This window comes from Lysinibacillus sp. NPDC096212 (genome assembly GCF_044763105.1).
Lineage (GTDB): Bacteria > Bacillota > Bacilli > Bacillales_A > Planococcaceae > Lysinibacillus.
On sequence record NZ_JBIWFQ010000008.1, the window covers coordinates 42,242 to 67,795 of the forward strand.

The 25,554-nt window shown below is 37.2% G+C and carries 26 protein-coding genes and 1 riboswitch; of the genes, 24 read left to right on the plus strand and 2 right to left on the minus strand.

Features of this window, described 5'->3' with window-relative positions; all coding sequences use genetic code 11:
* Window positions 1-75: 75 nt before the first annotated feature.
* Window positions 76-1,242: an NO-inducible flavohemoprotein gene (gene hmpA / locus ACIQ7T_RS10155; protein ID WP_370077082.1), complete on the plus strand. Its 1,167-nt coding sequence runs from the start codon at window positions 76-78 to the stop codon at window positions 1,240-1,242.
* 67 nt (window positions 1,243-1,309) lie between these two features.
* On the opposite strand, the gene ACIQ7T_RS10160 is transcribed toward hmpA, so the two are convergent.
* Window positions 1,310-2,143, minus strand: coding sequence for a MetQ/NlpA family ABC transporter substrate-binding protein (locus ACIQ7T_RS10160; protein ID WP_402870083.1), 834 nt, complete (start codon window positions 2,141-2,143; stop codon window positions 1,310-1,312).
* A 550-nt stretch (window positions 2,144-2,693) separates the two neighbouring features.
* On the opposite strand from ACIQ7T_RS10160, the gene ACIQ7T_RS10165 reads away from it, so the two are divergent.
* The 22 genes from ACIQ7T_RS10165 (at window position 2,694) to ACIQ7T_RS10270 (ending at window position 24,079) form a co-directional block, all read left to right on the plus strand.
* Complete coding sequence (locus tag ACIQ7T_RS10165) at window positions 2,694-4,163, plus strand: 4-hydroxyphenylacetate 3-hydroxylase family protein (RefSeq protein ID WP_370077078.1); 1,470 nt, start codon at window positions 2,694-2,696, stop codon at window positions 4,161-4,163.
* Entirely contained in the window at window positions 4,126-5,541 is a 1,416-nt protein-coding gene (locus ACIQ7T_RS10170; RefSeq protein WP_370077076.1) for a 4-hydroxyphenylacetate 3-hydroxylase N-terminal domain-containing protein, read from the plus strand. Before ACIQ7T_RS10165 ends, ACIQ7T_RS10170 begins: the two co-directional genes overlap by 38 nt.
* 16 nt (window positions 5,542-5,557) lie before the next feature.
* Entirely contained in the window at window positions 5,558-6,601 is a 1,044-nt protein-coding gene (locus tag ACIQ7T_RS10175) for an LLM class flavin-dependent oxidoreductase (protein ID WP_402870088.1), read from the plus strand.
* 16 nt (window positions 6,602-6,617) lie between these two features.
* Complete coding sequence (locus ACIQ7T_RS10180; RefSeq protein WP_249074810.1) at window positions 6,618-7,670, plus strand: LLM class flavin-dependent oxidoreductase; 1,053 nt, start codon at window positions 6,618-6,620, stop codon at window positions 7,668-7,670.
* Between the two features lie 396 nt (window positions 7,671-8,066).
* Entirely contained in the window at window positions 8,067-9,128 is a 1,062-nt protein-coding gene (locus tag ACIQ7T_RS10185) for a YeeE/YedE thiosulfate transporter family protein (protein WP_370077072.1), read from the plus strand.
* A gap of 17 nt (window positions 9,129-9,145) precedes the next feature.
* Window positions 9,146-9,370: a sulfurtransferase TusA family protein gene (locus ACIQ7T_RS10190; protein WP_132361421.1), complete on the plus strand. Its 225-nt coding sequence runs from the start codon at window positions 9,146-9,148 to the stop codon at window positions 9,368-9,370.
* Between the two features lie 280 nt (window positions 9,371-9,650).
* A complete protein-coding gene (locus ACIQ7T_RS10195; protein ID WP_249074807.1) occupies window positions 9,651-9,911 on the plus strand; it encodes a metal-sensitive transcriptional regulator in 261 nt (86 codons plus the stop codon).
* Between the two features lie 42 nt (window positions 9,912-9,953).
* A complete protein-coding gene (locus tag ACIQ7T_RS10200) occupies window positions 9,954-10,295 on the plus strand; it encodes a rhodanese-like domain-containing protein (protein WP_370077069.1) in 342 nt (113 codons plus the stop codon).
* Between the two features lie 12 nt (window positions 10,296-10,307).
* Window positions 10,308-10,604 (plus strand): rhodanese-like domain-containing protein, encoded by a 297-nt coding sequence (locus tag ACIQ7T_RS10205; RefSeq protein ID WP_370077067.1) that lies wholly within the window; start codon window positions 10,308-10,310, stop codon window positions 10,602-10,604.
* A 66-nt stretch (window positions 10,605-10,670) separates the two neighbouring features.
* Window positions 10,671-11,225, plus strand: a complete 555-nt coding sequence (locus ACIQ7T_RS10210; protein WP_370077065.1) for a sulfurtransferase TusA family protein — start codon at window positions 10,671-10,673, stop codon at window positions 11,223-11,225.
* A 12-nt stretch (window positions 11,226-11,237) separates the two neighbouring features.
* Window positions 11,238-11,633, plus strand: a complete 396-nt coding sequence (locus tag ACIQ7T_RS10215) for a DsrE/DsrF/DrsH-like family protein (RefSeq protein ID WP_370077063.1) — start codon at window positions 11,238-11,240, stop codon at window positions 11,631-11,633.
* Window positions 11,634-11,715: 82 nt separating this feature from the next.
* On the plus strand, window positions 11,716-12,843 hold the full coding sequence (locus tag ACIQ7T_RS10220; RefSeq protein WP_402870097.1) for an MBL fold metallo-hydrolase: 1,128 nt from the start codon (window positions 11,716-11,718) through the stop codon (window positions 12,841-12,843).
* 149 nt (window positions 12,844-12,992) lie between these two features.
* On the plus strand, window positions 12,993-13,220 hold the full coding sequence (locus ACIQ7T_RS10225) for a sulfurtransferase TusA family protein (protein WP_402870236.1): 228 nt from the start codon (window positions 12,993-12,995) through the stop codon (window positions 13,218-13,220).
* 86 nt (window positions 13,221-13,306) lie between these two features.
* Window positions 13,307-14,083, plus strand: coding sequence for a sulfite exporter TauE/SafE family protein (locus tag ACIQ7T_RS10230; RefSeq protein WP_402870100.1), 777 nt, complete (start codon window positions 13,307-13,309; stop codon window positions 14,081-14,083).
* Window positions 14,084-14,096: 13 nt separating this feature from the next.
* Window positions 14,097-14,801 (plus strand): DsbA family oxidoreductase, encoded by a 705-nt coding sequence (locus ACIQ7T_RS10235; RefSeq protein WP_402870103.1) that lies wholly within the window; start codon window positions 14,097-14,099, stop codon window positions 14,799-14,801.
* 225 nt (window positions 14,802-15,026) lie between these two features.
* On the plus strand, window positions 15,027-15,977 hold the full coding sequence (locus ACIQ7T_RS10240) for a c-type cytochrome (RefSeq protein WP_370077057.1): 951 nt from the start codon (window positions 15,027-15,029) through the stop codon (window positions 15,975-15,977).
* A 205-nt stretch (window positions 15,978-16,182) separates the two neighbouring features.
* Window positions 16,183-17,067 carry a M23 family metallopeptidase gene (locus ACIQ7T_RS10245; protein ID WP_402870106.1) on the plus strand — a complete coding sequence of 295 codons (885 nt, stop codon included), beginning with the start codon at window positions 16,183-16,185 and terminating at the stop codon, window positions 17,065-17,067.
* Window positions 17,068-17,152: 85 nt separating this feature from the next.
* Entirely contained in the window at window positions 17,153-19,141 is a 1,989-nt protein-coding gene (locus ACIQ7T_RS10250; RefSeq protein WP_370077053.1) for an ABC1 kinase family protein, read from the plus strand.
* Between the two features lie 456 nt (window positions 19,142-19,597).
* Window positions 19,598-20,812, plus strand: coding sequence for a C40 family peptidase (locus ACIQ7T_RS10255; protein ID WP_402870109.1), 1,215 nt, complete (start codon window positions 19,598-19,600; stop codon window positions 20,810-20,812).
* A 572-nt stretch (window positions 20,813-21,384) separates the two neighbouring features.
* Entirely contained in the window at window positions 21,385-21,933 is a 549-nt protein-coding gene (locus ACIQ7T_RS10260; RefSeq protein WP_370077049.1) for a hypothetical protein, read from the plus strand.
* A 234-nt stretch (window positions 21,934-22,167) separates the two neighbouring features.
* Window positions 22,168-22,373, plus strand: a riboswitch (cobalamin riboswitch).
* A 199-nt stretch (window positions 22,374-22,572) separates the two neighbouring features.
* Complete coding sequence (locus tag ACIQ7T_RS10265; protein ID WP_370077047.1) at window positions 22,573-23,115, plus strand: hypothetical protein; 543 nt, start codon at window positions 22,573-22,575, stop codon at window positions 23,113-23,115.
* Between the two features lies 1 nt (window position 23,116).
* A complete protein-coding gene (locus ACIQ7T_RS10270; RefSeq protein ID WP_402870113.1) occupies window positions 23,117-24,079 on the plus strand; it encodes an ABC transporter substrate-binding protein in 963 nt (320 codons plus the stop codon).
* A gap of 236 nt (window positions 24,080-24,315) precedes the next feature.
* Here ACIQ7T_RS10270 and ACIQ7T_RS10275 read toward each other — a convergent pair whose 3' ends face one another.
* Complete coding sequence (locus tag ACIQ7T_RS10275; RefSeq protein ID WP_402870116.1) at window positions 24,316-24,567, minus strand: hypothetical protein; 252 nt, start codon at window positions 24,565-24,567, stop codon at window positions 24,316-24,318.
* Window positions 24,568-24,714: 147 nt separating this feature from the next.
* On the opposite strand from ACIQ7T_RS10275, the gene ACIQ7T_RS10280 reads away from it, so the two are divergent.
* A complete protein-coding gene (locus ACIQ7T_RS10280) occupies window positions 24,715-25,482 on the plus strand; it encodes a tyrosine-protein phosphatase (RefSeq protein ID WP_402870119.1) in 768 nt (255 codons plus the stop codon).
* The last annotated feature ends 72 nt before the right edge of the window (window positions 25,483-25,554 follow it).

Genomic DNA, 25,554 nt, shown 5'->3' on the forward strand with positions numbered 1-25,554 from the left:
TTAAAGATGTATTTCATATATTGCTTTTAAAAAGTGAGAGCGTTATATTGTAATCACGAAAGGGTGGTAAGCGATATGTTAAAACAAGAAACAGTACAAATTATTAAAGCAACAGTTCCTGTATTAGAAGTTCACGGAGTGGAAATTACTAAAACATTTTATAAAAATTTGTTCCAAGCTCATCCAGAATTATTAAATATTTTTAACCATACAAATCAAGAAAAAGGTCGTCAGCAAACAGCATTAGCAAACACAGTTTATGCTGCGGCAGTTCATATTGAAAATTTAGAAGCTATTTTACCAGCGGTGATGTTAATTGCTCATAAACACCGTAGTCTAGGAATTTTACCTGAGCATTATCCAATAGTAGGAGAAAACTTACTAAAAGCGATTAAAGAAGTGCTTGGTGATGCAGCAACAGATGATATCATTAATGCATGGGCTGAAGCATATGGCGTCATTGCAGATATCTTCATTCAAGTAGAAGAAGAGCTATATCAAAAAGCTGAGGGTAATGGCGGATGGCGCTTATTTAAACCGTTGAAAGTAGCGAAAAAAGTAGTAGAAAGTGATCTTGTTACATCTATCTACTTTGAAAATGAAGATGGTTCCCCTCTACCAGCTTATGAGCCAGGTCAATATATCAGTATTCGTGTGAAAGTACCAGGTGAAGAGTATTTAATGAACCGTCAATATACACTTTCACAAGCAAGTACAGAAGACGGCTATCGTATTTCTGTAAAACGTGAAAGCGATCATACGCCAAATGGTAAAGTATCTAACTTTATTCACGACGTATTAGAAGTCGGAGATTTAGTGGATGTAAGTGCTCCAGCAGGACTATTTGTTTTAGAAGAAACTTCTGCTCCAATTACATTTGTAAGCGGTGGTATCGGGGTAACACCATTAAACAGTATGCTGCAATCACTAAAAGATGATGCGGCAAATGAAGTGAGCTTTATTCAATGTGCGCGCAATGAAAAAGTTGTAGCATTTAGCGATGACATTCAAAAGAAAGTAAATGTGCTTCCAAATGCAACATATACAGCGTTATATTCGGATGAAGATAAGAAAATAACAAAAGAATTTTTAGCTGAAAAAGTAGCCAACAATGCAGATGTTTACGTATGTGGACCTGCTGGCTTTATGGAAGCGGTCATTAAAAATTTACATGAGATTGGCGTGAAAGACGAAAAAATTCATTATGAATTCTTTGGTCCAGCCATGCAATTAGTAAAATAAAATTTTCAAAATTATAGGTGACGTGCTTTTATTTAAAAGCACGTCATCTTTTTAATTTCATAAAGAATTAGTTTTTAAAATAATCTGGTCGATGAAATCCTTCGTAGTCTTTATTGGATTCAATAAATTTCTGAAAATCTGCAGAATGATATGCTTCAATTAAATCCTTTACAAATTTTTTATCTTTATCCTCAGTGCGAACTGCTAATAGGTTTTGGTATTCGAAAGTTGGGTTCTCTAATGCTAAGTTCGATGATAGTTTTCTTCCAGATGACAAAATAAAGTTACCATTTACAAGTGCAAAATCTACGTCAGACAGTGAACGTGGCAATTGTGCTTGCTCCATTTCGACGAAATCAATAGTGTATACATATTTAGTGATATCTTGTTTACTCACTGTAGTGGGTGAATAACCTTCTTTTAGTTCAATCCATCCAAGATCGTCTAAGATTCGTAGAGCACGTGCAATATTAGCTGGATCATTAGGAATTGCTACTGTATATTCTTTATTTTTTTCTAAACTGTCGATAGAATCAAAACGATCTGAACAGACCCCCATTGGTGCAGTAGGAACTTTAAGTATTTCTGTCAAATCTAAATGCTTCTCTTTTTTAAAGTTTTCCAAATAGGCTGTGTGTTGAAAAATATTAGCATCAATTGAGCCATCACCTAAAGCGATATTAGGCTGGATAATATTACTGAATTCAATTGTTTCAATTGTGTATCCTTTTTCTTTTAGTATCGGTGCAATGCCAAGTTGAAATTGGTCGCTGTATGGACCGGGTGTAAAACCTATTTTAATTGTTTTATTTGATGTATCTTGTGCAGTCCCGTTTGAATTACAAGCTGCTAACACTGATATCAATAGCATAGTACTTAAAAGGAAAAGAAATTGTTTCATTTTTTTTATCCTCCATTATCTAAAAAAGTAATATTGACACTGACTACTAGATATAAGCAATAAAAAAACGCGTAAACGACAATTGTTTACACGCCTCCGGTGATTCCGGTCAGTAATTATTTTAATACCAATTGGATTAGTAGGATTATAGCAAACGCTTTTTTATAAATCAATAAGTTTTTAACTTCTTTCAGTAAGTGTTTTGGTAGCGAAAGCGAAGAGACAGGTAACAGAAGTCTCCCACTTCTATAGGTGGTGAGATGAATGCGGCGGACGCAATTTAGCCGCGGTAAATTGATCAATTAATTTTAAAAGTATACTTGACTTATTGGTTTTGTTTGGTTTAATATGTAAATTAATTTATATAATGTGGCGACTGAAAAAATCGGAGCTTTAGTTTTAGAACTAAAAGCTCCGATTTTGTTTTTTGCCTAAAAAAATATTCATAGTGACCATAAAAATGGAGCTCTCATTGATGTCTTAAGCGAAGATTTGCGAAGGAGATTTGGTGGGAGTTTTTTGTGTTCATGAAAAGGAGTTGGAGAAATAAATGTCTTTTAGTGGAAGTTTGAAAGATGGAAGAAGTGTGTGGCTGGACGGAGTAAAAGTGGACGTAACAACTCATCCTGCCTTTACGGGAACATTAGAAACTATCACAAATTTAATAGCACTTCTAGATGATGAGAAGAATCAAAGCATTGCAGGCTTTAAAAGTCCGAAAAGTAATCGATTTGTTCATAGTGCATTTTATATTCCACGTAGCTATGAGGATTTAATAAAGCGTAAAAAAGCATTTGCTCTATGGTCGAATAAAACCTATGGAGTGATGAGTCGTTTATCAGATTATGCTAATTCTCTAATTACCGGATACTATTTGGATCGTCATCAGTTTGCGCAATATGATGTTGAATTTGTTGAAAAAATAACGAAATATTATGAGTTAGCTAGAGATGAACGGCGAATTGTGACTACTGCAATTTTGGATCCTCAAATTGATCGTTCGAAACTAGCAGAAGAGCAAGGTGAAGATGCATTATTACGTATTATACGGGAGACCGAGGAGGGGGTAGTTGTACGAGGGGCTAAAATGATTGCAACTGGTGCTCCGTATGCACATGATGTCATTGTTACCTCTCCGCAAAAATTATCATCAAATCAAATAGCACAAGCAAATATGTTTATTGTGCCATTAAACTTACCTGGACTACAAATTGTTTGTCGAGAATCATTTGCTTCAAATAAAGAACATCATAAATTAAGTTCAAGATTCGATGAAATGGACGCTGTTTTATTATTTGACGATGTTTTAATTCCGTGGGATAGGGTGCTTATTAAAGGTTCACCTGAGGGCGTGTTGAAAGCTCATCAGCATCAGCAAATCGATGCGCTAGCACAGCATCAAACGGTGGTTCGTTTACTATCAAAATTAGAATTTATTGCTGGAGTTACAACAGCAATAGCTCAATCAATTGGTGCAGATTACTTTCTACATGTTCAAGAAAAAATAGGGGAGCTTTATACACAAATTGATAGTATTGAAGCTTTATTAATTTCATCTGAAAAAGAAGGGCATCTAAATGAGCAGAAAGTTTATTTACCTAATATTACGCCACTCCAAACAGCAAGAAATTTAGGTACCCATTTCTATGGCCGTGCTCTAGATATTTTAAAGCAGATTGGAGCAGGAGGCTTTATTCAATTATCGTCATCTCCGATCCCAGAAAATCATGAGCTATACCCGTTATTTTCTAAATACTATAAAGGGGCAAAGGTGGATGCACAAACAAAAGAAAAGTTATTTAGAATTGGGTGGGAGCTTATTGGTAGTCAACTCGGCTCACGTCATGATTTATACGAACGGTTTTATACAGGGGATCCAATTCGCGTTTATGCATTGCAGTATGAAACTTATGATAAGTCCTATTTGAAAAATAAGCTAAATCATTTTTTGAGTAATTTGATTGAAGGGGAGGTAAACGAAGATGAATACGCCGATTCCGTATTTGCAGAGGTTGAATAATGGGCGAACAGTTTGGTTAGATGGGGAGATTGTTAATAATTTAGAAAACCATAACGCCTTTAAAGGGACTGTTCAAACAATACAGCATTTATTAAATTTACAAACAGTGGAGCCGACAAAATCGATTTTAACGTATGAAACGGAAAAAGGTACAAATGCCCATTTATCTTTTTTAGTTCCAACATCAATCAATGATTTGAAAAGGAAAAGTTTAGCTTATAAATGCTGGGTAGATGAAACATTTGGCGTAATGAGCCGTTTATCCGAATATTCTCGTTCGCAGTTAGTAGGTTGGTATGCAAGTAGACAACAATTAGATGTTTTGACACCGGGCATTGCAACAAAGCTTGAAAAACTATACGAAGAGTCGCGTGATTTAGATTTATTATCAACGGTAGCTGCACATGACCCGCAAAAAAACCGTTCAAAATCTGCTGAAGAGATAGAGCACGGGAAATTACGTGTAGTTACTAAAAATGAAGAAGGCATTTTTGTGAGTGGTGCCAAAACAATTGCTACAGCAGCACCATATGTAGATGAACTGCTCATAACCTCTTATCATAAGCGAGGGTTAGAGGAAGCACTAATGGCAAATGTATTTTATGTTCCAACCTCAGCTCAAGGGCTACATATGGTATGTCGAGAATCGTTTGCTTCAACTGATACAAACAACCATCCTTTAAGCTCTCGTTTTGATGAAATGGATGCTGTCTTAATTTTTGATAATGTTCTAATCCCTTGGGAAAGGGTGTTGGTAGCAGAAGATCCTGAATTAGCTTGGAAGTTACGAATAGAAACGGCATCATCCTTGTTAAGTCAGCATCAAACGGTTGTACGCCTGATTAGTAAATTAGAATCGGTCGTCTCAATTGGCAACGAACTAGCGGAAACAGCTGGAGCGACGGAGTTTTTACATGTAAAAGAGAAGTTGAGTGAGTTAATCATACAGTTAGAAACTATAAAGGGCTTATTAAATGCGGCTGAATATGAAGCTATCGAACACAATGGAATTTATCTACCTAAACAACGATTTTTAACGACTGCCCGAAATTTAGGTACACGTTATTATCCACGTGCTTTGGAAATATTACAGCAAATTGGAGCAAGCGGATTACTGCAAGTGCCGTCTACTATTGAAGAAATCAATGGGCCAATAGGCGACAAGATACAGTCGTATTATGGAGGTACACATACAAGTGCATTTGCAAGAACCAAATTTATTAAACTAGCTTGGGATTTAATAGGTAGTCAACTTGGAGCGCGTCACGAATTATATGAACGTTTTTATTCAGGTGATCCTGTTCGTACCTTTGCAGCGCAATATCAAAATTACAGTGAAAAGGATCGATTGTTAAAGCTAGTGGAAGAATTTAATTAGGTAAGGAGAGAGAACTATGAAACCACATTTTTATTGGTTTGCTCCTACAAATGGAGACGGAAGGTATTTAGGGTTAAAGCAACCTGAAAGAGAGCCGACCTTTGAGTATTTAGTAGATGTAGCTCAAACGGCAGAAAAAGCAGGATTTGAAGGGATTTTGATTCCAACAGGTATTCCTTATTTAGATTCTTGGCTTGTAGGGTCTGCGATCATTCATCAGACAAAGCATATAAAACCGTTAATTGCATTTAGACCCGGCTTTGTTTCACCGACAGTTGCATCTAAAATGGCAGCAACTTTAGATCAATTTTCGAAGGGGAGAGTGTTGGTCAATGTTGTAACGGGCGGTTCAGAAAAAGAGCTAGCACAAGACGGTGACTATTTATCACACCAACAACGCTATGAACGTACAGATGAATTTTTAACTGTAGTGAAAGAAACATGGCGAGGAGAATCGTTTCATCATGATGGCGAGTTTTTTAATGTAACTGAAGGAAAGTTGATTCCTACTCTCTATCAAGAAAAAGGTATTCCTATTTATTTTGGAGGTTCTTCCGATGTGGCTAAGGAAATAGCTGCTAAAGCTGCAGATGTTTATTTGCAATGGGGGGAGCCAATTGCGAGCATTCAGGAACAAATTCAAGATGTTGAAAGACGAGCTAAAAAGTATAATCGTCAATTAGAGTACGGTATTCGAATTCATATAGTTGTACGGGATACAGAACAAGAGGCTTGGGATGCTGCTTATAACATTATTAGTAAAATTGAAAACCCTGTACAATCGAATCTTAATCGATATTATGAAACGGTAGATTCAGTGGCTCAAAAAAGAATGAATGTCCTTACTGCTGAAAACGAGCGATTTGATCAATACAGTTGGGCAGGTATCGGGAAAATTCGAAAAGGTGCAGGAACCGCCATTGTTGGTACACCGGAGCAAGTAAAAGCAGGGTTGCAAGCGTATATTGATATCGGCGTAAGGCACTTTATTTTATCAGGCTTCCCTCATAAAGAGGAAGCGGAAATTTTCGGAGAAAAGGTATTGCCATTATTTGAGTAAATGGAGTGATCATTGAATGGAATTTGTTATTTGGGGCTCAAATTTAGCAGGTGGATTTTTACGTTCTAGGATAGAGCAAAATACAGAAGGAAGCTTTGAGTACAATAAAACATTGATAAAATTGGCTGAAAAGTTAGATATAAATGCTGTTTTATTTCCAATTCGATATATGGGTAATATTGGTGGTAATGATAGTGCTGAAGAAGGGCAGCTGGATGCCCTAACGATTGCGGCAGCGTTATTTGCTGAAACGAAAAATATTCACTTTATAGCAGCTGTTTTGCCTGGGTTCATCCATCCAGCAACTTTAGCTAAAATAGGTTCAACAATAGACGTCATTTCAAATGGGAGATTTCATATTAATTTAGTGAGTGGTTGGTTTAAAAAAGAGCAAGAAACCTTTGGTATTGAGTGGATCAACCATGAAGATCGGTATCGACGTTCAACAGAGTATTTAGAGGTATTGAAAGGTCTTTGGTCACAAGACAACTTTAGCTATGAGGGCGATTTCTATACAATAAAAAATGCTACGCTTACACCAAAACCAATTCAAAAGCCATATCCTTCAATTTATCAAGGTGGTAATTCAGAAGACGCTCAAGTTATGGCAGGCGTGCACAGTGATGTTTATTTTATGAACGGAGCTCCGATTGTAGAGTTGCAAAAACAGATTGAAAATGTAACTGAGATTGCGAAAAGAAAGGGGCGGACGATAAAATTTGCTGTTAATGCATTTGTGATTGCCCGTAAAACTTCTGAAGAAGCGTTCCGAGAATTTCAATCTATTATTGACCATGCAGATGAAGAAGCAATCCTGCAGTTCCAGAATCGCAAAGAAACGTTAGGGATGTGGAAAAATGCCACTCAGTTAAGTGATTTTGTAGCTAATAATGAAGGTTTTCGTACAGGGTTAATCGGTAGTTATGATGAAGTAATTGCTAAATTACAAGAATTAAGTAGCATCGGTATTGAAAAGGTACTAATTACATTTAAAGAACCGTTAAAGGAATTACCGGAATTTCATAAACATGTTAGCACAAAACTAAATCACAGTATTTTTAACCATTAAAACATTGTAATTCTATAGGTTAAATAAAAAATAGGGGGTGTTATAAAGTATGTTTTTATTTGTGCAGAGCGTACAATTCCTTTGAAATCATACTGCGAAAAAAACGAAAACAATCTATAAGAAACCTTTACAAAGAAATCAAAAATTCACATGAGATTGGCATGAAAGACGAAAAAATTCATTATGAATTCTTTGGTCCAGCCATGCAATTAACAAAATAAATGAACCCTTGTTATAAGAAGCAGTTATTTGCACTTGTAGCAAGGGTTTTTGAGTGCGTAGGTTTGAAAGAGTTATTAGATTTTTCATTTTTTTTAAAAAAGTGATTGAATTCGTAGTAAAACAGGTGGTAATATACCTTATAAGAATACTTGGATATCGAAAGGGGAATTATGGATGGTCCAAATGGTTATTACAGGACTTATTTGTGGAGCTTTACTAGGATTTGTAATGCAGCGTGGTCGTTTTTGCTTGACTGGCGGCTTCCGCGATATGTATTTGACAAAAGATAATCGTATGTTTTACGCATTACTGATTGCGATAGCAATTCAAAGTGTTGGTGTATATACCTTAATTAGTTTAAAGGTATTTGAATTCAGTGCTGGTTCTTTACCAATAGTAGCTGTTATTGTTGGTTCATTTATTTTTGGGATTGGCATTATTTTCGCTGGTGGTTGTGCAACAGGGACTTGGTATCGTGCTGGAGAAGGTTTAATTGGCAGTTGGATTGCATTAGCTGGGTATATGCTTGTAGCAGCAATGATGAAATCAGGTGTATTGCTGCCATTAGATAAGGCTATTAAAGAAACGAGCATTGAAAGTAATTCTATTGCCGAGACAATTGGCGTAAACAACTGGTTGATTATTACGATTTTTGTAGTAGTTGTTGCATTGATCATTTACCGTGAGCTCAAGAAGCCACGATTGAAAATCCCAGGGTTAAAGCCGAAAAAAACGGGATTAGCACATATTTTATTTGAAAAACGTTGGCATCCATTTATAACTGCAACAATTATTGGCGTAATTGCAACTTTAGCGTGGCCATTAAGTGTTGCTACTGGTCGCATAGGTGGGTTAGGTGTTACAACACCTTCTGCTAATATTTTGCAATTTTTAGTGACAGGACAAATTAGCTTCATCAACTGGGGTGTTTTCCTTGTACTAGGAATTTTCTTAGGATCATTATTCGCAGCAAAAATGAGTGGCGAATTTAGATTCCGTATTCCAGATACAAAAACAGCGATAAACAGCTTATGTGGTGGACTTATGATGGGGTTCGGCGCAGGTTTAGCAGGAGGTTGCTCAATTGGTAATGGATTGGTGATGACAGCGATGATGACTTGGCAAGGTTGGATTTCATTAGGGTTTATGATTTTAGGTACATGGACAGCATCTTACTTTGTATTCGTTCGACCAAGTAAAAAGGCTAAGCAAGCTGCGCGAGTAATAACAGCATAAAAAAGGAGTGTATTCATTTGAAAAAAACATTAGAAGTAATGGGGATGGTTTGTCCATTTCCTTTAGTAGAAGCAAAAGAAGCTATAAAAGATTTACATTCAGGCGATGAATTAGAAGTGCAATTTGATTGTACACAAGGTACAGAATCTATTCCTCGTTGGGCTGCTGAAGAAGGGCACGAGGTAACGGAGTATGAACAAGTTGGCGAAGCTGCTTGGACAATTACTATTAAAAAGAAATAAGCCTTCATAGCAATGTGCTATAAATTCTATTTAAGCGAGAAATTCGATGATGCATCGTCGGATTTCTCGCTTTTTTTAACTTATTTCAGCGGTGTTTACACCCGCTGAAATAGAGGAACTCAGTCTATTGACGAGATAAAACGTTGCTACAAGAGGGAAATGACATTGTAACGATGATTAAGAAAAATTCGAGCTTTCATGTTGACATTATACCTAATGGGGTATATTATGAATCACGTAAGCAAGTTCAATCGATCGTTTTGAAGGGAGGCGTGATAGTATGGCTTACGGTACAAAAACAGCTAATCGAGTGAAGCGAATAGAAGGTCAATTGCGTGGTGTTTTACGCATGATGGAGGAAGAAAAAAACTGTAAAGATGTGATTACACAGCTATCTGCCGTGCGTTCTGCGGTTGATCGGACTATTGGAGTAATTGTTAGTGAAAATTTATTGGAATGTGTTACGACTGCTGAAGGGGATGCGGAAAAAGTGAATACAGCCATCCAAGAAGCGATGGATTTAGTTGTGAAAAGCAGATAAATTTATATACCCTGAATAGTATGCAGGAGGAGGTGGTGTTACTTGGGAACATGGATTTTACTTGCTGTTGTTATTGCATTTTTCGTTTGGCGAATGAAGCCAACGAAAGGGGTGCAGTCAATTTCGGCGGCGCAATTGAAAAATATTTTGAATGATAAGGATAAAGTTTTTATCGATGTGCGTACACCGGCTGAATATAAGGGGCGAAATATCCCGCAATTTAAAAATATTCCACTTGGTTCGAGTTTTGATAAATTACCGAAAGATAAAGAGGTAGTGGTCATTTGTCAAAGTGGGATGCGTAGTAGTCAGGCGTGTAAGCAATTAAAAAAACAAGGATTTGAGCGTGTCACAAATGTCCGTGGTGGCATGAGTGCGTATTAGGAGGAAAATAGCATGAAGGAAGTTTCAACAAAAGAAGTACAACAAGCTTTAGAGCAAGGTCAGGCAATAAATTTAATCGACGTACGTGAAGTAGATGAAGTTGAGGCAGGTCACATACCGGGCATTATTCATATCCCACTTGGCTTACTTGAATTTCGTCTGCATGAGCTAAATAAAAATGAACCATATGTTATGGTCTGTCGATCAGGTGGTCGTAGTGGAAGTGCTACTCAGTTTTTAGAAAGCCAAGGTTTCAACGTATCCAATATGGTTGGTGGTATGCTCGCTTGGAATGGTGAAGTAAAGTAAAACCTGTAACGCTTGCTATATTTTTTTAGTAAAAATAATACCCTTGTAGGTATATAGGAGGAAGTTATGAGTATTAAGGCAGATTTTCAGCTGGATGCCAAGGGGCTTTCTTGTCCTATGCCAATTGTTAAAACGAAAAAGGCAATGGCTGATTTAGTAGATGGTCAAATTTTAGAAGTCTCAGCGACAGACAAGGGTTCGAAGGCGGATATTGCTGCATGGGCTGAATCTGTAGGTCATCAATATATTGGGACAGTGGAAGAAGAGAGTGTGCTTAAACATTACATTCGTAAATGTTCAGATGACACAATGGATGAGAGAACATTTGAACAGACAATTGAGTTAGAAGAGGTTATGGAAAGAGAAGGTCTTATTCTCGATGTTCGAGAGAAGGCGGAGTTTGCTTTTGGGCATATTGAGGGAGCAAAGTCTATTCCGATGGGGGAACTAGAAGCTCGTCTTTCTGAGCTTGATAAAGAACAAGAGATTTATGTCGTATGTCGAACAGGGAAGCGTAGTGATTTAGCTGCTCAAAAGCTTACAGCACATGGCTTTACAAAGGTATTTAACGTTCTACCAGGGATGACTTCCTGGACGGGAAATTTAACAAAAAATATTTAGGAGGAATTTATTATGTCAAATAAAGTAGCGATAATTGCAAGTAACGGTGGTCTTTTCGATGCGTATAAGGTGTTCAATATTGCGACGGCAGCGGCTGCTACAGAGAAAGAAGTAGCCATCTTCTTTACATTCGAAGGTTTAAATTTAATTCATAAACAAGGAATGCACGCATTACCTATGCCTGCGGGAGCGGAGCATTTTGCAGAAGGGTTTGCTAAAGCTAATGTACCAGCAATTCCGCAATTGGTGGAAATGGCACAAGAATTAGGTGTGAAGATGATCGCGTGTCAAATGACTATGGATGTAATGGGTTTAACGACAGCAGATTTTATTGAAGGTATCGAGGTTGGGGGAGCTGTGACATTCTTAGAGTTTGCAAAAGATGCAGCACCGTCATTAACATTCTAATTAATTTGTAACTATACAGGCGGAGAGGACAGTCCTTTCCGCTAAAAAAATCAATAAAACAATACCTAAGGGGGTAACTGAAGTGTCAGTTCTAAAATGGAGCGCAGCACAAGTAGCGAAAAAAGTAATTAATAATGAAGAATTATTTATTTTAGATGTTCGAAATGCGGATGCATTCGAAGATTGGAAAATTGATGGACATAAATTTGAATACCTTAATATTCCGTATTTTGAGCTATTAGACGGCGTCGAGGATATTTTACCGAAGATTCCAGCTGATATGGATGTGTTAGTCGTTTGTGCGAAAGAAGGGTCATCTCTGATGGTAGCCGAGATGTTATCAGAAGCGGGACGCACGGTGGCTTATTTAGAAGGTGGAATGAAAACGTGGAGTGAATATTTAGAACCGATTAAAGTTGGAGATTTAACAGATGGTGGTGAGCTTTATCAATTTGTACGTTTAGGGAAGGGTTGCCTTTCTTATATGGTCATCTCTGAGGGAGAAGCTGCGATTATCGATGCTGTGCGTTTTACTGACACATTCACAAGCTTTGCGGAAGAGAAAAACGTAAAAATTAAATATGTGTTCGATACACATTTGCATGCTGATCATATTTCTGGTGGACGACATATAGCAGCTACTACTGGTGCGGCGTATTATTTACCACCAAAAGATGCAGAAGAGGTTGTGTTTGACTATACACCTTTACTGGATGGAACAACTGTACAAGTTGGCGCCTCTAAAATTGATGTAGGAGCGATTTATTCTCCTGGTCATACAATTGGTTCAACGTCATTTGTTGTGGACAACAAGTATTTATTAACTGGAGATATTTTATTTATTGATTCAATTGGACGCCCTGATTTAGCGGGTCTTGCAGAAGATTGGGTTGGTGATTTACGCGAAACACTTTACAAACGATACAGAGAATTATCGGATGATTTAATTGTTTTACCGGCTCATTTTATGATTATTGATGAACTAAATGAAGATGGAACTGTAGCAAAACATCTTGGGCAATTATTTGCCGAAAATCACGGCTTAAATATTAAAGATGAAGCAGAATTCCGAAGCGTGGTAACAAAGCATTTGCCTCCACAGCCAAATGCATATCAAGAAATTCGTCAAGTAAATATGGGTAAGATTACCCCGACGCAGGATGAGCAAACAGAGATGGAAATTGGTCCGAATCGCTGCGCAGTTCGATAGTCCGTTAAGTGAAATGCAATGAGTACGCATGCATGGTTATAGCATGTAAATACCGCGAAGCGAAGGCGCTCATCCTTCGTAAAGTCGTGAAAAAACAAACAGAACCGGCAAAATCGCTTACAACCTTTGCCGTTCCAAAGGAGAAAAATATGAAATCAAACTTACAACTAGATGCAAAAGGTCTATCTTGTCCAATGCCTATAGTGAAAACAAAAAAAGCGATAGATACATTAGCTTCAGGGGAAGTTTTAGAGGTTCAAGTAACAGATAAAGGAGCGCTAGCGGACATCCCTGCTTGGGTAAAAGCCGGTGGTCATACAATTTTAGATAAAACTGAAGACGCTGGTGTCATTACATTCTTTATTCAGAAAGCTTAAGACTGGAGGGGGTTGTCTATTGGAAAGTAGAACACCCCTCCTTTTGTTATTGGTTCTTAGTGAAGTAACCAGAAAGAAGGAAGAGTATGGATTTAGCATGGATTATTACAATATTTTTGATTGGCTTTGTCGGTTCGTTTGTATCAGGAATGCTAGGAATTGGCGGAGCAATTATTAAATATCCAATGTTATTATATATCCCACCTTTACTTGGCTTTGCAGCATTTTCAGCACACGAGGTGTCAGGGATTAGTGCAGTAGAAGTGTTGTTTGCTTCTATGGCAGGAGTATGGGCATATCGAAAAGGTGGTTATTTAAATAAATCACTGATTATATATATGGGTGGTGCCGTATTAGTAGGGAGTTTCGTTGGTAGTTATGGTTCTAAATTTTTATCTGAAGTGGGAGTTAACATCGTTTATGGTGTATTGGCGTTGATTGCCGCGGTGATGATGTTTATTCCTAAGAAGCAAATTGACGACAAGCCTTTAGATGAGGTAACGTTCAATAAACCGATAGCAGCCGTTTTAGCGTTTATTGTTGGTATTGGATCGGGGATTGTCGGGGCAGCTGGTGGTTTCTTGTTAGTACCGATAATGCTAGTAGTATTAGGTATACCCACACGTATGACAATCGCTACAAGCCTTGCGATTACCTTGATATCCTCAATAGGTGGAACGATTGGAAAATTGATGACGGGACAAGTTAATTACTATCCTGCAGTCATTATGATTATAGCTAGCCTAGTAGCTGCTCCATTAGGTGCAAGGGCAGGGAAAAATTTAAATACGAAAATTTTGCAGGCTATTTTAGCAGTACTTATATTGGCAACTGCTATCAAAATTTGGATGAATATATTATAGGAGGCAGTTGTAAATGAAAATTGAGGTTTTTTCCGATTTTACATGTCCGTTCTGCTATATTGGCAAACGAGAATTGGAGCGTGCTATTGACTTAGCAGGTTATTCAGGGCAGGTAGAAATTGAATACAAAGCATATCAAATTGGACCAGATACGCCTAAGAAAGATGCACCAACTTTATATGAGGGTATGACTGCGAAATTTGACTCCACGATAGAAGAAGTAAAGGAAATAACTAAGGGTATAGCAATACGGGCCGAAGAGGTTGGCTTGCATTACAATTTTGAGGATATGAAAACAGCTCATACTGAAAAAGCCCATCGATTGGCAAAATGGACAAGAGATTTTGGTAAAGAGTCGGTTTATACGGAAGAACTTATGAGTGGTTATTTTTTGGAAGGAAAAGACTTAAACGATGATAGGTTCTTGTTAAAAGTCATTGAAAATTTAGACTTAGATGTTGAAATGGCAAAGGGCGTACTAGCATCAAAAGACTTCAGTGAAGTTTTAGATAGAGATCGATATGATGCCCAACAGCTAGGTATACAAAGTGTTCCGTTCTTTGTTTTTGAAAATCGTTACGGTATTAAAGGTGCAGAGCCAACTGAGGTTTTCGTACGTACTTTACATCAAGCGGCGGAGATAGCGGGTATTCAGCCGGTTTTAAAGATGGTAGGTGATGGTGAAGCTATTTGTGCTGATGGTGAATGTAAATTATAAGAATACGCTAAAATGCTGGGTGCAATGCTGTGCTCGGCATTTTTGTATTAGGAAATAATTCATACTGTATGAGGTATTAAGTCTTGTTTAATGTGTTATAGAACAAAAGAATTTGTAATTATATCCTCTAAATGGTTCTATTTACGTGAAATGTGAGAAAAATCACATCGAAAAACATATCATTTTGCTAAAATATAGGTGATTATACAAAGGGGGGTATTGTAGATGAAACCTATAGTAGCAGGGGTTGCGGGGACAGTGCTGTTAGTAGGTACACTTTTTGTGGGGGCGGTCATTAGCGACAAAATTTTAGGGGATGCTAAAGGAGAAAGTAAAGAAGTTGCTGTACAAACAAAAATACCAACGACAGCAGCTGCTCAGTCAGTTGTCTATGCGCCGCCAAGTATTGAAGAAGTACCAGATGGACCTATGAAGGAAGCGATATTATACGGCTATGAGCTTGTAAATAATACACATGTTGCTGCAGAAGAATATGTTGGGAATCAGTTGTCTTGCACAAGCTGTCATGCAGGAGCGGGTTATGATGAACAAGTTTCGTCATTGGTAGGTGTTATGGCGAATTATCCTCAATATATTGCACGCTCAGGTGATATTGTAACGATTGAGGAGCGTATTAACGGTTGTATGGTTCGCAGTATGAACGGTAAGAAATTTGACATGAATAGTAAAGAGTTAGAAGCAATGGTCTCATACTTCGCCTATATTTCAGAAGGTGTACCGATCGGGGCAGAGCGTGAATGGGTAGGTACAAGTACTATGAAGAACATTCCTATACCAGATGTTAAGAACGGTGAGGAAGTATATGCCCAGTCTTGTATTGCTTGTCACGCAGCTGATGGCTCAGGTACAGGTGCTAATACAGGCCCAGCATTATGGGGTAAAAACTCATTCAATGATGGAGCGGGTATGGCGAGAATGTCAAAAATGGCTGGCTACATCAAACATAATATGCCAGTTGGTGCAGAGGGTACTTTGACAGATCAAAATGCCGCTGATTTAGCAGCCTTTATTTTATCGCAGGATCGACCTGAATGGGCAAATCATGATAAAGATTGGCCAGAAGGCGGACGTCCTAATGATATTATGAATAAAGAAAAACGGGAACAAGTTAAAAATGGCACAATAAATTGGGAGCAAGTACTTTCTACTAATTAAGATGAGGGACCATCTCTTGCGAGTAGAAATAATATACGTTTCGATTTACCTTTAGATAATTTTTTGTCTAAAGGTATTTTTTTATCTAAAGATGGAAATCTACATCTGAGGCCGTATAGGCGCGTTATCCTTCGATTGCTATATTTAGTAATGGTGATTATTATTACGGATTTTAGACATAAGGAGGAAGTTTATTATTAAAAAAGTGTTGCGAAAGTATGGTTACACAAATGGTGCTTTAATAGGATTTATTTTATTGTTATGGATCAGTGTCTTTTTTATTGGTGGCATATATGGAGCGTATTCATGGGCAATACTTAAATTAGTTTTACCAATCGTAGGGGCGCTAGGATTGATGATTAATTTGATTATGGTGATTATATTTATTATTAAAAAGCAGAAAGGTGTAAAGCTGTTTATTAATATAGTCGTAAACATAATGTTAATCTTTCCAATACTAATGACCATGAATATTATTTCTTATGCTTACCCGAACACTATTGAACGTGCCCAACCATCTATAACTGTAAGCTGGCCTTTAACTGCAGAAACTGTAGTTGGGTGGGGCGGTAATGATGTTAAAGATAATTTGCCTCATGCAGTATGGGCATCAGAGAGATGGGCCTACGATTTAGTAATGGAACCATATAATATTAATAGTGAAAGCAATGAGGATTACAGAATATGGAATAAAGAAATTTACTCACCTGTTTCTGGAGTTGTTATTGCTGTTTCAAATAATGAAGCTGACATTACACCAGGGACAGAAGATTTTAAGTCGATTGAAGGAAATTACGTGTACATAAAAATAAACGAAACATGTACGTATCTTTTACTTAATCATTTTAAAAAAGGTAGCGTATCTGTTGAAGTTGGAGATACTGTAGAACCTGGAGATTTCATAGGGCGTGTTGGAAATAGCGGTTCATCCTCGGAGCCTCATTTGCATATTCACCATCAAAGACAAGATCCAACGAAAGTTATACATCCTGTCTTAGCGGAAGGACTGCCTCTATTTTTTCAAGATATAGATGGTGACCTCATGCCGAAAAAAGATACTATTATAGAACCACACCCTTTATTAAAGTAACTATTTCTCTGGCTTTATACAAAGATGTACAGGTCGTATTTTGTTATACTAGCAGTATTAGGAAGTAGCATCGGAGGTGACGCTGTTGATTTTTTTGAAATTTTTAATCGAACTCATTGTTGTATCAGTGCTTATTTATTTTGTAAGTGGTCGATTAATTGGTTCAAATATTAATTTTATACGTAGGGTTCTTTCTGTAGTTATTAGTGTGACGCTAACGTCCTTTGTTTATTGGTATACCTATTTACGCCATACAGATTTTTTATACGAACCAATGATGCAAACAGTGACAGAGGTTAGTACACTTGTTTGGATTGGTTGCATGCTACTAATTTCGATGTTACTCTACCTCGTTTTTGAGCTTTTTGATCCAAGTGGTATTACAGCTAGAGATCGTCGGAATGGCAAAAAAAATTTATTATTGCGCCTTCGTAGTTACTGGCGGCAGCAAAAGCGTTTGCGTCAGGTGTTAAAAATAGCAGTGACAAATGGTGTTGTTCAAACGATTAAATACGCAAGACAACGAGAAAATGAAAAGGAGCTTGCCGTTGCTTTAAGGATAACTTTGGAGCAATGTGGTGGGATATTTATTAAATTTGGTCAGGTACTTTCTACTCGTAAGGAACTGTTTTCGCCTATTTTTATTGACGAGTTAGAGAAGCTACAACATAATGTGAAGCCTTTATCGTCAGAGCAGGTATCACAAATTTTAGAAGATTCACTTCCGAAGCCTATGAATGAAATATTTGTAAGCTTTCAAATGGAGCCTATTGCGGCAGCATCTATTGGACAAGTACATAAGGCACGATTGAAAAATTTTGATGAAGTCGTGGTGAAGCTACTACGTCCAGACGTGAAGGAAATCATGCGAGACGATCTCGATATTTTAGAGGAATTTGCCAATTGGCTTTCAAACAAATCTACATGGGCTGAGTCACTTGGTTTTCGAGAGCTTGCTAAAGGATTTGGCGATGGGTTACGCGAGGAAGTTCATTTAGATATTGAGGCTCGTAATACATTGCAGGTGACGAATGCTCTTACTAAAAGCGATTATAAGGTGAAGATTCCTAAAATCTATACAAAATACTGTAATGAAAATATTATTGTCATGGAATATGTACGGGGGAAAAGCGTTGCAAATGCTGCGGCTGAATTTAATCGATTAGGAAATAATCGTAGGCAGTTTGCACGGACTGTTTTATACTCCTTCATTGAACAGATGCTTGTTTCGGGTATATTTCATGCAGATCCACATCCAGGAAATATTCAGATTGATGAGACGGATGGCACACCGATCCTCCTTGATTTTGGGGCTGTTGGCCGTTTGGGAGCTACACAACAAGAGGGCTTAAAGCTAATTTTAATGGGGATTCATCTAAATGATTCAAATACTTTATTTGACGGTGTAACATTATTGGTTGAAAACGCTGATCATGCAGATCGTGCAAAGATAGAACAAGCAATTGATCAAATTCTCTTGAAAATTTCTTACGTGGATCGAATTCCGACAGAAGAATTAATACATGCGTTATTTACGGTTGTTCGGGATTTTGGTCTTGCTTTCTATCCAGCAGTAGGTTTAGCGCTGCGTTCATTAGTAACATTAGAGGGGACTTTACGGGTAATTGACCCGAATTTTGATATTTTTACGGAAGCAAAAGATTTTTCATCTGCATATATGCGAGCATCCTTCCTGAAGCCATTTAAAGAACCGATGGCAACGAAGGAACGTTTACAAGAAGAATTAGCAATGCTTATTCCGGCATTGCGCAAAATGCCAAGACGAGTTAACCAGCTCATTCAACGGGTAGAGAGTGGAAAAATTATCTTACATCACGATGTTTTTTCGGATGAGGATAATGCTCGTTTTATTACAAATTTGTTTTCCCGTTTCGTCTTACTTCTCGTAGGTATTACCTTTGGCATTGTTTCTGTAGCACTTTTAGCAATCTCGCAATTTATTCGTGATGCATACGCTGTTTATTTAAATACAGCTGCATACTTGGGATTGTTTTTATGTGCCATACTTTTGGTACGCCTTTCTATCCAAGCGTTACGTTCTATGAGGCAATAGGAAGCGCCAACTTGGAGTGGAAATTAATATCTTTGTTCATTGAAATACATTTGCGACAAGATGAGGTAGGGGAAATGCTCCCTTACCTTTTTTTATTTTAACTTCTTTTAGCCGATTCTGGACGCAATTATGCAGAGGCATAATGGGTAAATGTTCTCGAGAAATATTACAAAAACATTACAAAACAGAAATTGGGTCTAATGGTAAAGCAGTTAAAAACGTTGTTATGTAGAATAAAATGTAGTTTTGTAGAATTTAATAGAATTTACGTGAATATTACAAGAATGTTGCGAGTTTTACTAAACGATTAAAAAGCCGTGAAATAGTATAAAAGTTATGCTAATAATGCTAAACTTTAAAAGGCTAATAAATATATAAGAGAAAATAAAAGAAATCGTTCCAGTGATTACATTAAAATACGAAGAGCGAAATTGACTAGTGAAGGGGAAGAATAACGTGGGTAAACGCAATAAATGGCGTAAGTCGATGGTGCTAGCATTAGCACTAGCTGGCGGCTTATTATTTAATACAGTTCAACCAACCGTAGTGCACGCAGAAGAAACATCTCAACAAATGATTGATAAGAAAGCTAAAATAGATACAGAGGTTAAAAAGCTACAAGAAGAATTAACTAATTTACAAAAAGAGATCGATGAAAAAGTAAAAGTATTTAACAAAGTACAAGCAGATATTAAAGAAGTTGATGCAAATATTGTAGATACTAAAAAACGTATTGAGCAACGTTCAACAATTTTAAGTGAACGTATGGCTGCATACCAAGCTCAAGATAACACTGTAGGTATATATTTAAGTGCTGTTCTTGAATCGAAAAGCTTTGCAGATTTAATGGACCGTGTCGTAGCGGTAAAAACATTAATGGATGCTGACCAAGAATTAGTAGATCAACAAGAAGCGGATAAGGCTAATTTAGAGAAACAAAAAACAACATTAGATGAAAAACAAAAAGAGCTTCAAAAACAATTCCAAGAGCTTCAACAAAAGGAAAGCGAAATGGAAGTAAAAAAAGCTGAGAATGAAGCGAAATCTCTAGCTTTAAAGGCACAAATTGCAACGAAACAAGAAGAAGAACGTTTAGAAGCAGAACGTAAAGCAGCAGAGGAAGAAGCAGCTCGTTTACGTGCACTTCAAGCAGCTACTCCAGTAGTACAAGCAACAAATAACGACGTTAACAATAATACTAGTAACAATAATAATAGTAACAGTAACAGTAATACTAGCAACACTAACAATAGTGGCAAAGCGAACAATGAAAAATCACTACAAAAAGTCGTTGTTGGTTCTGGTTCAGGTACTGCATCTTCAGGTGATGCAATTTCAACTGCAAAGCAATTCTTAGGCCGTAGCTATGTTTGGGGCGGCAGTAACCCATCAACAGGATTTGACTGTTCAGGTCTTGTGCAATGGTCTTACAAACAAGCAGGCGTATCTTTACCACGTACAGCATCACAACAATATTTAGCAACACAACGTATTTCAGCAAGTGAAGCACGTGTAGGTGACCTAGTATTCTTCAGCTATGGTTCAGGCATAGCGCATGTAGGTATTTACTTAGGAAATAACACGATGATCGATGCTCAAAATAAAGGTGTTGTCATTGAATCACTTGATTGGTGGAATCAATATTTAGTAGGCTTCGGTCGTATTCAATAAGCCCTACTATTATATAGACGATTTAAATAGCGAAAAGGTCATCTTTGTAAAAAAAATTACAAAGATGACCTTTTTTAATATTTGACGGTATTCAAGATTTTGCGAGTAAACCTATCATCCCTGATATAGTGATCCATTAATTTAGGCTCGACTAGTCGATGAATAATGAGTAAAATAACATCTAGGATGAATTTATTTACATAAGTAGATATATTTACTACCATATTACCAGTTACTAAAATGAAAATAGAGCCGATGTAAGGTATAGCATCAATTATCCATATAATGATTGCCATCGTTATAGCGTATTTCGCTTGGATTCATAGAAGGCTAATTCCGATTATAAAGCTAACATGTAAAATGTGTCTTTTATAGCCGAAAGAAATGTTTCCTTGCATAATGATACTCATTTCTGATAATTTTGAAATATAATAATTAGGTACCTTACTTTGAAATTAAAAGTGTTTGTGACTTTAGTTTCGTAGTAGTAAAGTAACGAATGATAGAAATTAATACAATACTTACAAGTTTACCATTTTTACGTTCTGAAACAATAAAGGTAGGGATGAATCATGGAAAAAGAGATTTTGCAACTTTTTAGTAATTTAACAGAGCGTGACCTTGATATTCAATACAAATCATACGAAGAATTAATGAAAATTATGCAAGAACCAGTTGATTGGACATATTCAGTTTGGGAACAACTTGTTCAAGCTCTTACATACAAAAACGGACATGTACGTGCAAGTGCTGCACAATTTTTATGCGCATTGGCAGCAAAAAGTGATCCCGAAGAAAGAGTATTAGAGGACTTCTTAAAGATTTGGGCAGTAACGTATGATGAAAAAACAGAAACTTCGAGGCATACTTTGCAGGCGATTTGGAGAATAGGTTTAGCAGGGCAGGTACAAAGAGATTTAGTCGTGTCATATTTGGCGAAAAGATTTCAAATATGCTTAGACGAAAAGCACCCGACATTGATACGCTATGATATTATTGTATCTTTTAAAAAGCTATTCGATGCAACGAATGACCCAAAACTACTAGAGATTGCTCGACGTTTAATTGAAGAAGAAGAAGATGTTAAATGCAAAAAGAAATATAAGAATGCCATCCGTTAAAAGATGTAAAATAGCTGTTTTTTTTGCGCATGCTTTCGTTGAGAGATAGCTTTTATAACATCAATCTATGAAATATAACAAATACCTGCACGAGCATGTGAAATGCCCGTGGGGTAACGAATACACCCGCGTGCATAAGGTGATACCTGCATGATCTTTATCCATCGTATTTGTTTATTCTAATTCCACAGCTATTTTTTCCTATTAATCTATGTTAAACTGCTAAACAAGTGAATAATTCTTGCAGAATAAGGGTGCTAAACTATAGCATAATCGGGAATTCGGTGAAAAACCGAAGCTGTTTCCGCAACTGTAAGTACAGGAATCATAAAGATATACCACTGTCGAATTATCTGATGGGAAGGTTTTTATGACTCACAACATGATTGAATGTAGTGAACTGTACAAGCCAGGAGACCGACCTTTGTTTGAACGTATGATAACTCTTCGGAAGCTAGGAGAATATGCGGCAATTACATAGGCTATGTTGTGTCTATACGACACTATTATGTTATTTTCGTTGTTTCCTTAGGAGTGGGAACAACGTTTTTTTATGTACACTTATCTTTCACCTGCTGGAATCCTAAGAAGGTGTGAATAAAGTAAGAATTTTTCACGAAGGAAAGCGGGGACTTAGATTTGAAAAAAGATGCACGTTATTCTTGTTATCCATTTATGCGTGAAAAGGCATCAACGGTAGATTTTGAAATTCGAACAGATAGCCTTACAACACATATTGGCGTCGCTTTGGTGGCGGTAAAAAAGGAAACGGTAGAGGTAGTAGTAGATGATTTACTAGCCATTTTACCAATGGCTTACCATGTAAATGGCTCAGTACGAGGTAAATTGGCGGTAACTGAAGATAATTTGACTTGGCTAAGTAATCGCTATGATTTCTATGTTAGTCATGTTAAGGATGAAATACAAAACTTTGTATTACCTCAAGGGACAGAGGCTGCTACTGCATTACATTTATGCCGTAGTGAGGCGAAAAAATCATATCGCGTTTTGCACAAAGTATCTGAAGAACGGGAAGTACCTGCTATTCTCTTTGATTATTTAGGATTACTAGCCAATGTCTTTTTTGTAATGGCTGTCTTTATGAATCAGCAGGCTGGTATTGCTGAAATACCGTTTATTAGTAAGTCATACCCGATGAAAAAGAAAAAGGAGAATCAATGAAATGAAGAAAATGTTTAAGCTACAATGGCTTTCTGTGTTAATGTTAGCACTCGTTTTAGTTGGCTGTGGCGCGAAAGAGGATATTAATAAAGAGACTATTTCTAAGGAAGATCAACAAGTTGAGAAAACTAGCTATAAAGTTAAGGATGACCGTGGCGTAGAAGTAGAGTTTGCTGCCGCACCTAAAACTATTGTTTCATTGCAACCAAGTAATACAGAAATTTTATTTGCTCTAGGTGTGGGGGATAAAATCGTTGGTGCAACTGAATATGATACGTATCCGGAAGAAGCGCAAAAAATTGAACGTGTTTCTGATTCTGTAAAATTCAATAGTGAGCGTATTTTAGCGTTAAAGCCAGATGTCGTTATTGCCTATACAACTGGAGGCGATGAAGAAAATTTAAATGCCTTAAAAGGTCTCGAAGATGCAGGTATTAAAGTGTTTGCCATTCAATCGGCTAAAACATTTGATGATGTGTACGGGGATATCCAACAAATCGCAACAGTTATGGGAATCAAAGATAAAGGCGACAAGTTAAATGATGATATTAAAGGTAAAATTGCAGAAGTCCAAGCAAAAGTTAAAGATGTGAAAGAACCAAAAAATATCTATTTAGAAATTAGTCCGAAGCCAGACATATATACACCTGGTTCTGGTACATTCCAACAAGAGATTTTAGATGCTGCAAATGTTAAGAACGTTTTTGCTGACCTCAAAAGTTGGGCAAAGGTATCTGAGGAAGATATTATTGCAAAAAATCCAGATGTCATTTTAACAACCATAAACTATGGGGAAAACCCAACGGCAGAAATCCTCTCTCGTGATGGATGGAATTCAATCACTGCCATTCAAAATAAAGCGGTGTATTCTATAGACACTGATATTTCAAACCGTCCGGGTCCGCGTATTGGCGAAGCTGTTGAGTTAATAGCAAAAGCAGTTTACCCTGAGTTATTTAAATAGTATTTTGGAGCTGTCCTTTATCAAGGGCAGCTTTTTTGATGGATAATAGTGAAATGTCAGGGTAAAAACCCGTTTCTCTTCGGTGAAGAAGTGTCGGTTGGAGTGGATAACTGATCCGCTTTGAAGAGAAAGTGATCGGTTGGAGTGGATAACTGATCCGCTTTGAAGAGAAAGTGATCGGTTGGAGTGGATAACTGATCCACTTTGAAGCAGAAGTGATCGGTTAGAGTGGATAACTACTCCGCTTTGATGAAGAAGTGATCAGTTGGAGTGGATAACTGCTCCGCTATGAAGCAGAAGTGATCGGTTGGAGTGGATAACTGCTCCGCTATGATGAAGAAGTGATCAGGTAGAGTGGATAACTGCTCTGCTTTGAAGAGAAAGTGATCGGTTAGAGTGGATAACTGCTCTGCTTTGATGAAAAAGTGATCGGTTAGAGTGGATAACTGCTCCGCTTTGATGAAAAAGTGATCAGGTAATACGGCCATCTCCCCGCTTCAATAAAGATTCGCTGAAATCCCCCCCTCAGCGTTCAAAGTAGCGTATGACATTCCCTAGTGCGAAAATTGGTATTATATCGAATTGTTCTATAATATAGAGGTAAGCATGCTTGCTAACAGAGAGAGGTGCAGTGAATGAAACAGCTTGATATGAAGATTGTTCCGTTTGAAGCAGTTTATAATTTTCGTGATATGGGTGGTTATAAGTCGAGAGATGGGCGTACTGTTAAGAATGGTTTGATTTATCGTTCAGCAGCACTTGGTAAAATGACGAAAACAGATAAGGAGCTATTTAAAACGCTAGGTGTGAAAACAATTTTTGATTATCGAGACAACCATGAGGCTCAAAATAATCCTAATCCGGTATTTCCGTATGCCAAGTATATTCAAATACCAGCAAAGGGAAATCATGCTTTTGAGATGCCTACAAACACTGGTGGAAAAGATTTTTATAAGATTGTAAGCCTAGAGATGTTCCGAGAATTTTATGCACAAATGCCTTTTAATAATGACTCGTTTAAAAAGTTAATAGCAACGATTCAACAACCTGAAAATTTAGGGCTTGTTCACCATTGTGCGGTTGGGAAGGATCGAACAGGTATTGGCAGCGCACTTATTTTACTGGCGTTAGATGTACCTGAGGAAACGATCATGGAGGACTATTTAGATACAAATGTACATCTACGTCCCTTAGTAGAACGAATGGCTCAGACAATTCAGCAAGATTATAGCGATCGAGAATTACAGCAATTTTACGCCTTAATGTCTGCCCGTGAGGACTATTTACAATCGGCATTTGATGCAATGGATAACCGATATGGTTCTAAGACTGCTTTTTTAGAGCGAGAGTTTGGTTTAACAACAGAAAAACGTAAGCAATTGCATGACCATTGCTTACTATGATAAGAAACCCTTTCGCATAAAATTGTGAGAGGGATTTTTTACGTATTATACTACCTTTACAATGTTTCGTTA

Bases quoted from the DNA above. Each gene is read 5' to 3' on its own strand.
- ACIQ7T_RS10275 (WP_402870116.1), bottom strand. From the start codon at position 24,567: ATGGCCGTATTACCTGATCACTTTTTCATCAAAGCGGAGCAGTTATCC.
- ACIQ7T_RS10215 (WP_370077063.1), top strand. From the start codon at position 11,238: ATGTCAAATAAAGTAGCGATAATTGCAAGTAACGGTGGTCTTTTCGAT.
- ACIQ7T_RS10170 (WP_370077076.1), top strand. From the start codon at position 4,126: ATGAATACGCCGATTCCGTATTTGCAGAGGTTGAATAATGGGCGAACA.
- ACIQ7T_RS10175 (WP_402870088.1), top strand. From the start codon at position 5,558: ATGAAACCACATTTTTATTGGTTTGCTCCTACAAATGGAGACGGAAGG.
- ACIQ7T_RS10240 (WP_370077057.1), top strand. From the start codon at position 15,027: ATGAAACCTATAGTAGCAGGGGTTGCGGGGACAGTGCTGTTAGTAGGT.
- ACIQ7T_RS10270 (WP_402870113.1), top strand. From the start codon at position 23,117: ATGAAGAAAATGTTTAAGCTACAATGGCTTTCTGTGTTAATGTTAGCA.
- ACIQ7T_RS10160 (WP_402870083.1), bottom strand. From the start codon at position 2,143: ATGAAACAATTTCTTTTCCTTTTAAGTACTATGCTATTGATATCAGTG.
- ACIQ7T_RS10225 (WP_402870236.1), top strand. From the start codon at position 12,993: ATGAAATCAAACTTACAACTAGATGCAAAAGGTCTATCTTGTCCAATG.
- ACIQ7T_RS10185 (WP_370077072.1), top strand. From the start codon at position 8,067: ATGGTCCAAATGGTTATTACAGGACTTATTTGTGGAGCTTTACTAGGA.
- ACIQ7T_RS10260 (WP_370077049.1), top strand. From the start codon at position 21,385: ATGGAAAAAGAGATTTTGCAACTTTTTAGTAATTTAACAGAGCGTGAC.
- hmpA (WP_370077082.1), top strand. From the start codon at position 76: ATGTTAAAACAAGAAACAGTACAAATTATTAAAGCAACAGTTCCTGTA.
- ACIQ7T_RS10280 (WP_402870119.1), top strand. From the start codon at position 24,715: ATGAAACAGCTTGATATGAAGATTGTTCCGTTTGAAGCAGTTTATAAT.
- ACIQ7T_RS10235 (WP_402870103.1), top strand. From the start codon at position 14,097: ATGAAAATTGAGGTTTTTTCCGATTTTACATGTCCGTTCTGCTATATT.
- ACIQ7T_RS10205 (WP_370077067.1), top strand. From the start codon at position 10,308: ATGAAGGAAGTTTCAACAAAAGAAGTACAACAAGCTTTAGAGCAAGGT.
- ACIQ7T_RS10210 (WP_370077065.1), top strand. From the start codon at position 10,671: ATGAGTATTAAGGCAGATTTTCAGCTGGATGCCAAGGGGCTTTCTTGT.
- ACIQ7T_RS10195 (WP_249074807.1), top strand. From the start codon at position 9,651: ATGGCTTACGGTACAAAAACAGCTAATCGAGTGAAGCGAATAGAAGGT.
- ACIQ7T_RS10230 (WP_402870100.1), top strand. From the start codon at position 13,307: ATGGATTTAGCATGGATTATTACAATATTTTTGATTGGCTTTGTCGGT.
- ACIQ7T_RS10180 (WP_249074810.1), top strand. From the start codon at position 6,618: ATGGAATTTGTTATTTGGGGCTCAAATTTAGCAGGTGGATTTTTACGT.
- ACIQ7T_RS10165 (WP_370077078.1), top strand. From the start codon at position 2,694: ATGTCTTTTAGTGGAAGTTTGAAAGATGGAAGAAGTGTGTGGCTGGAC.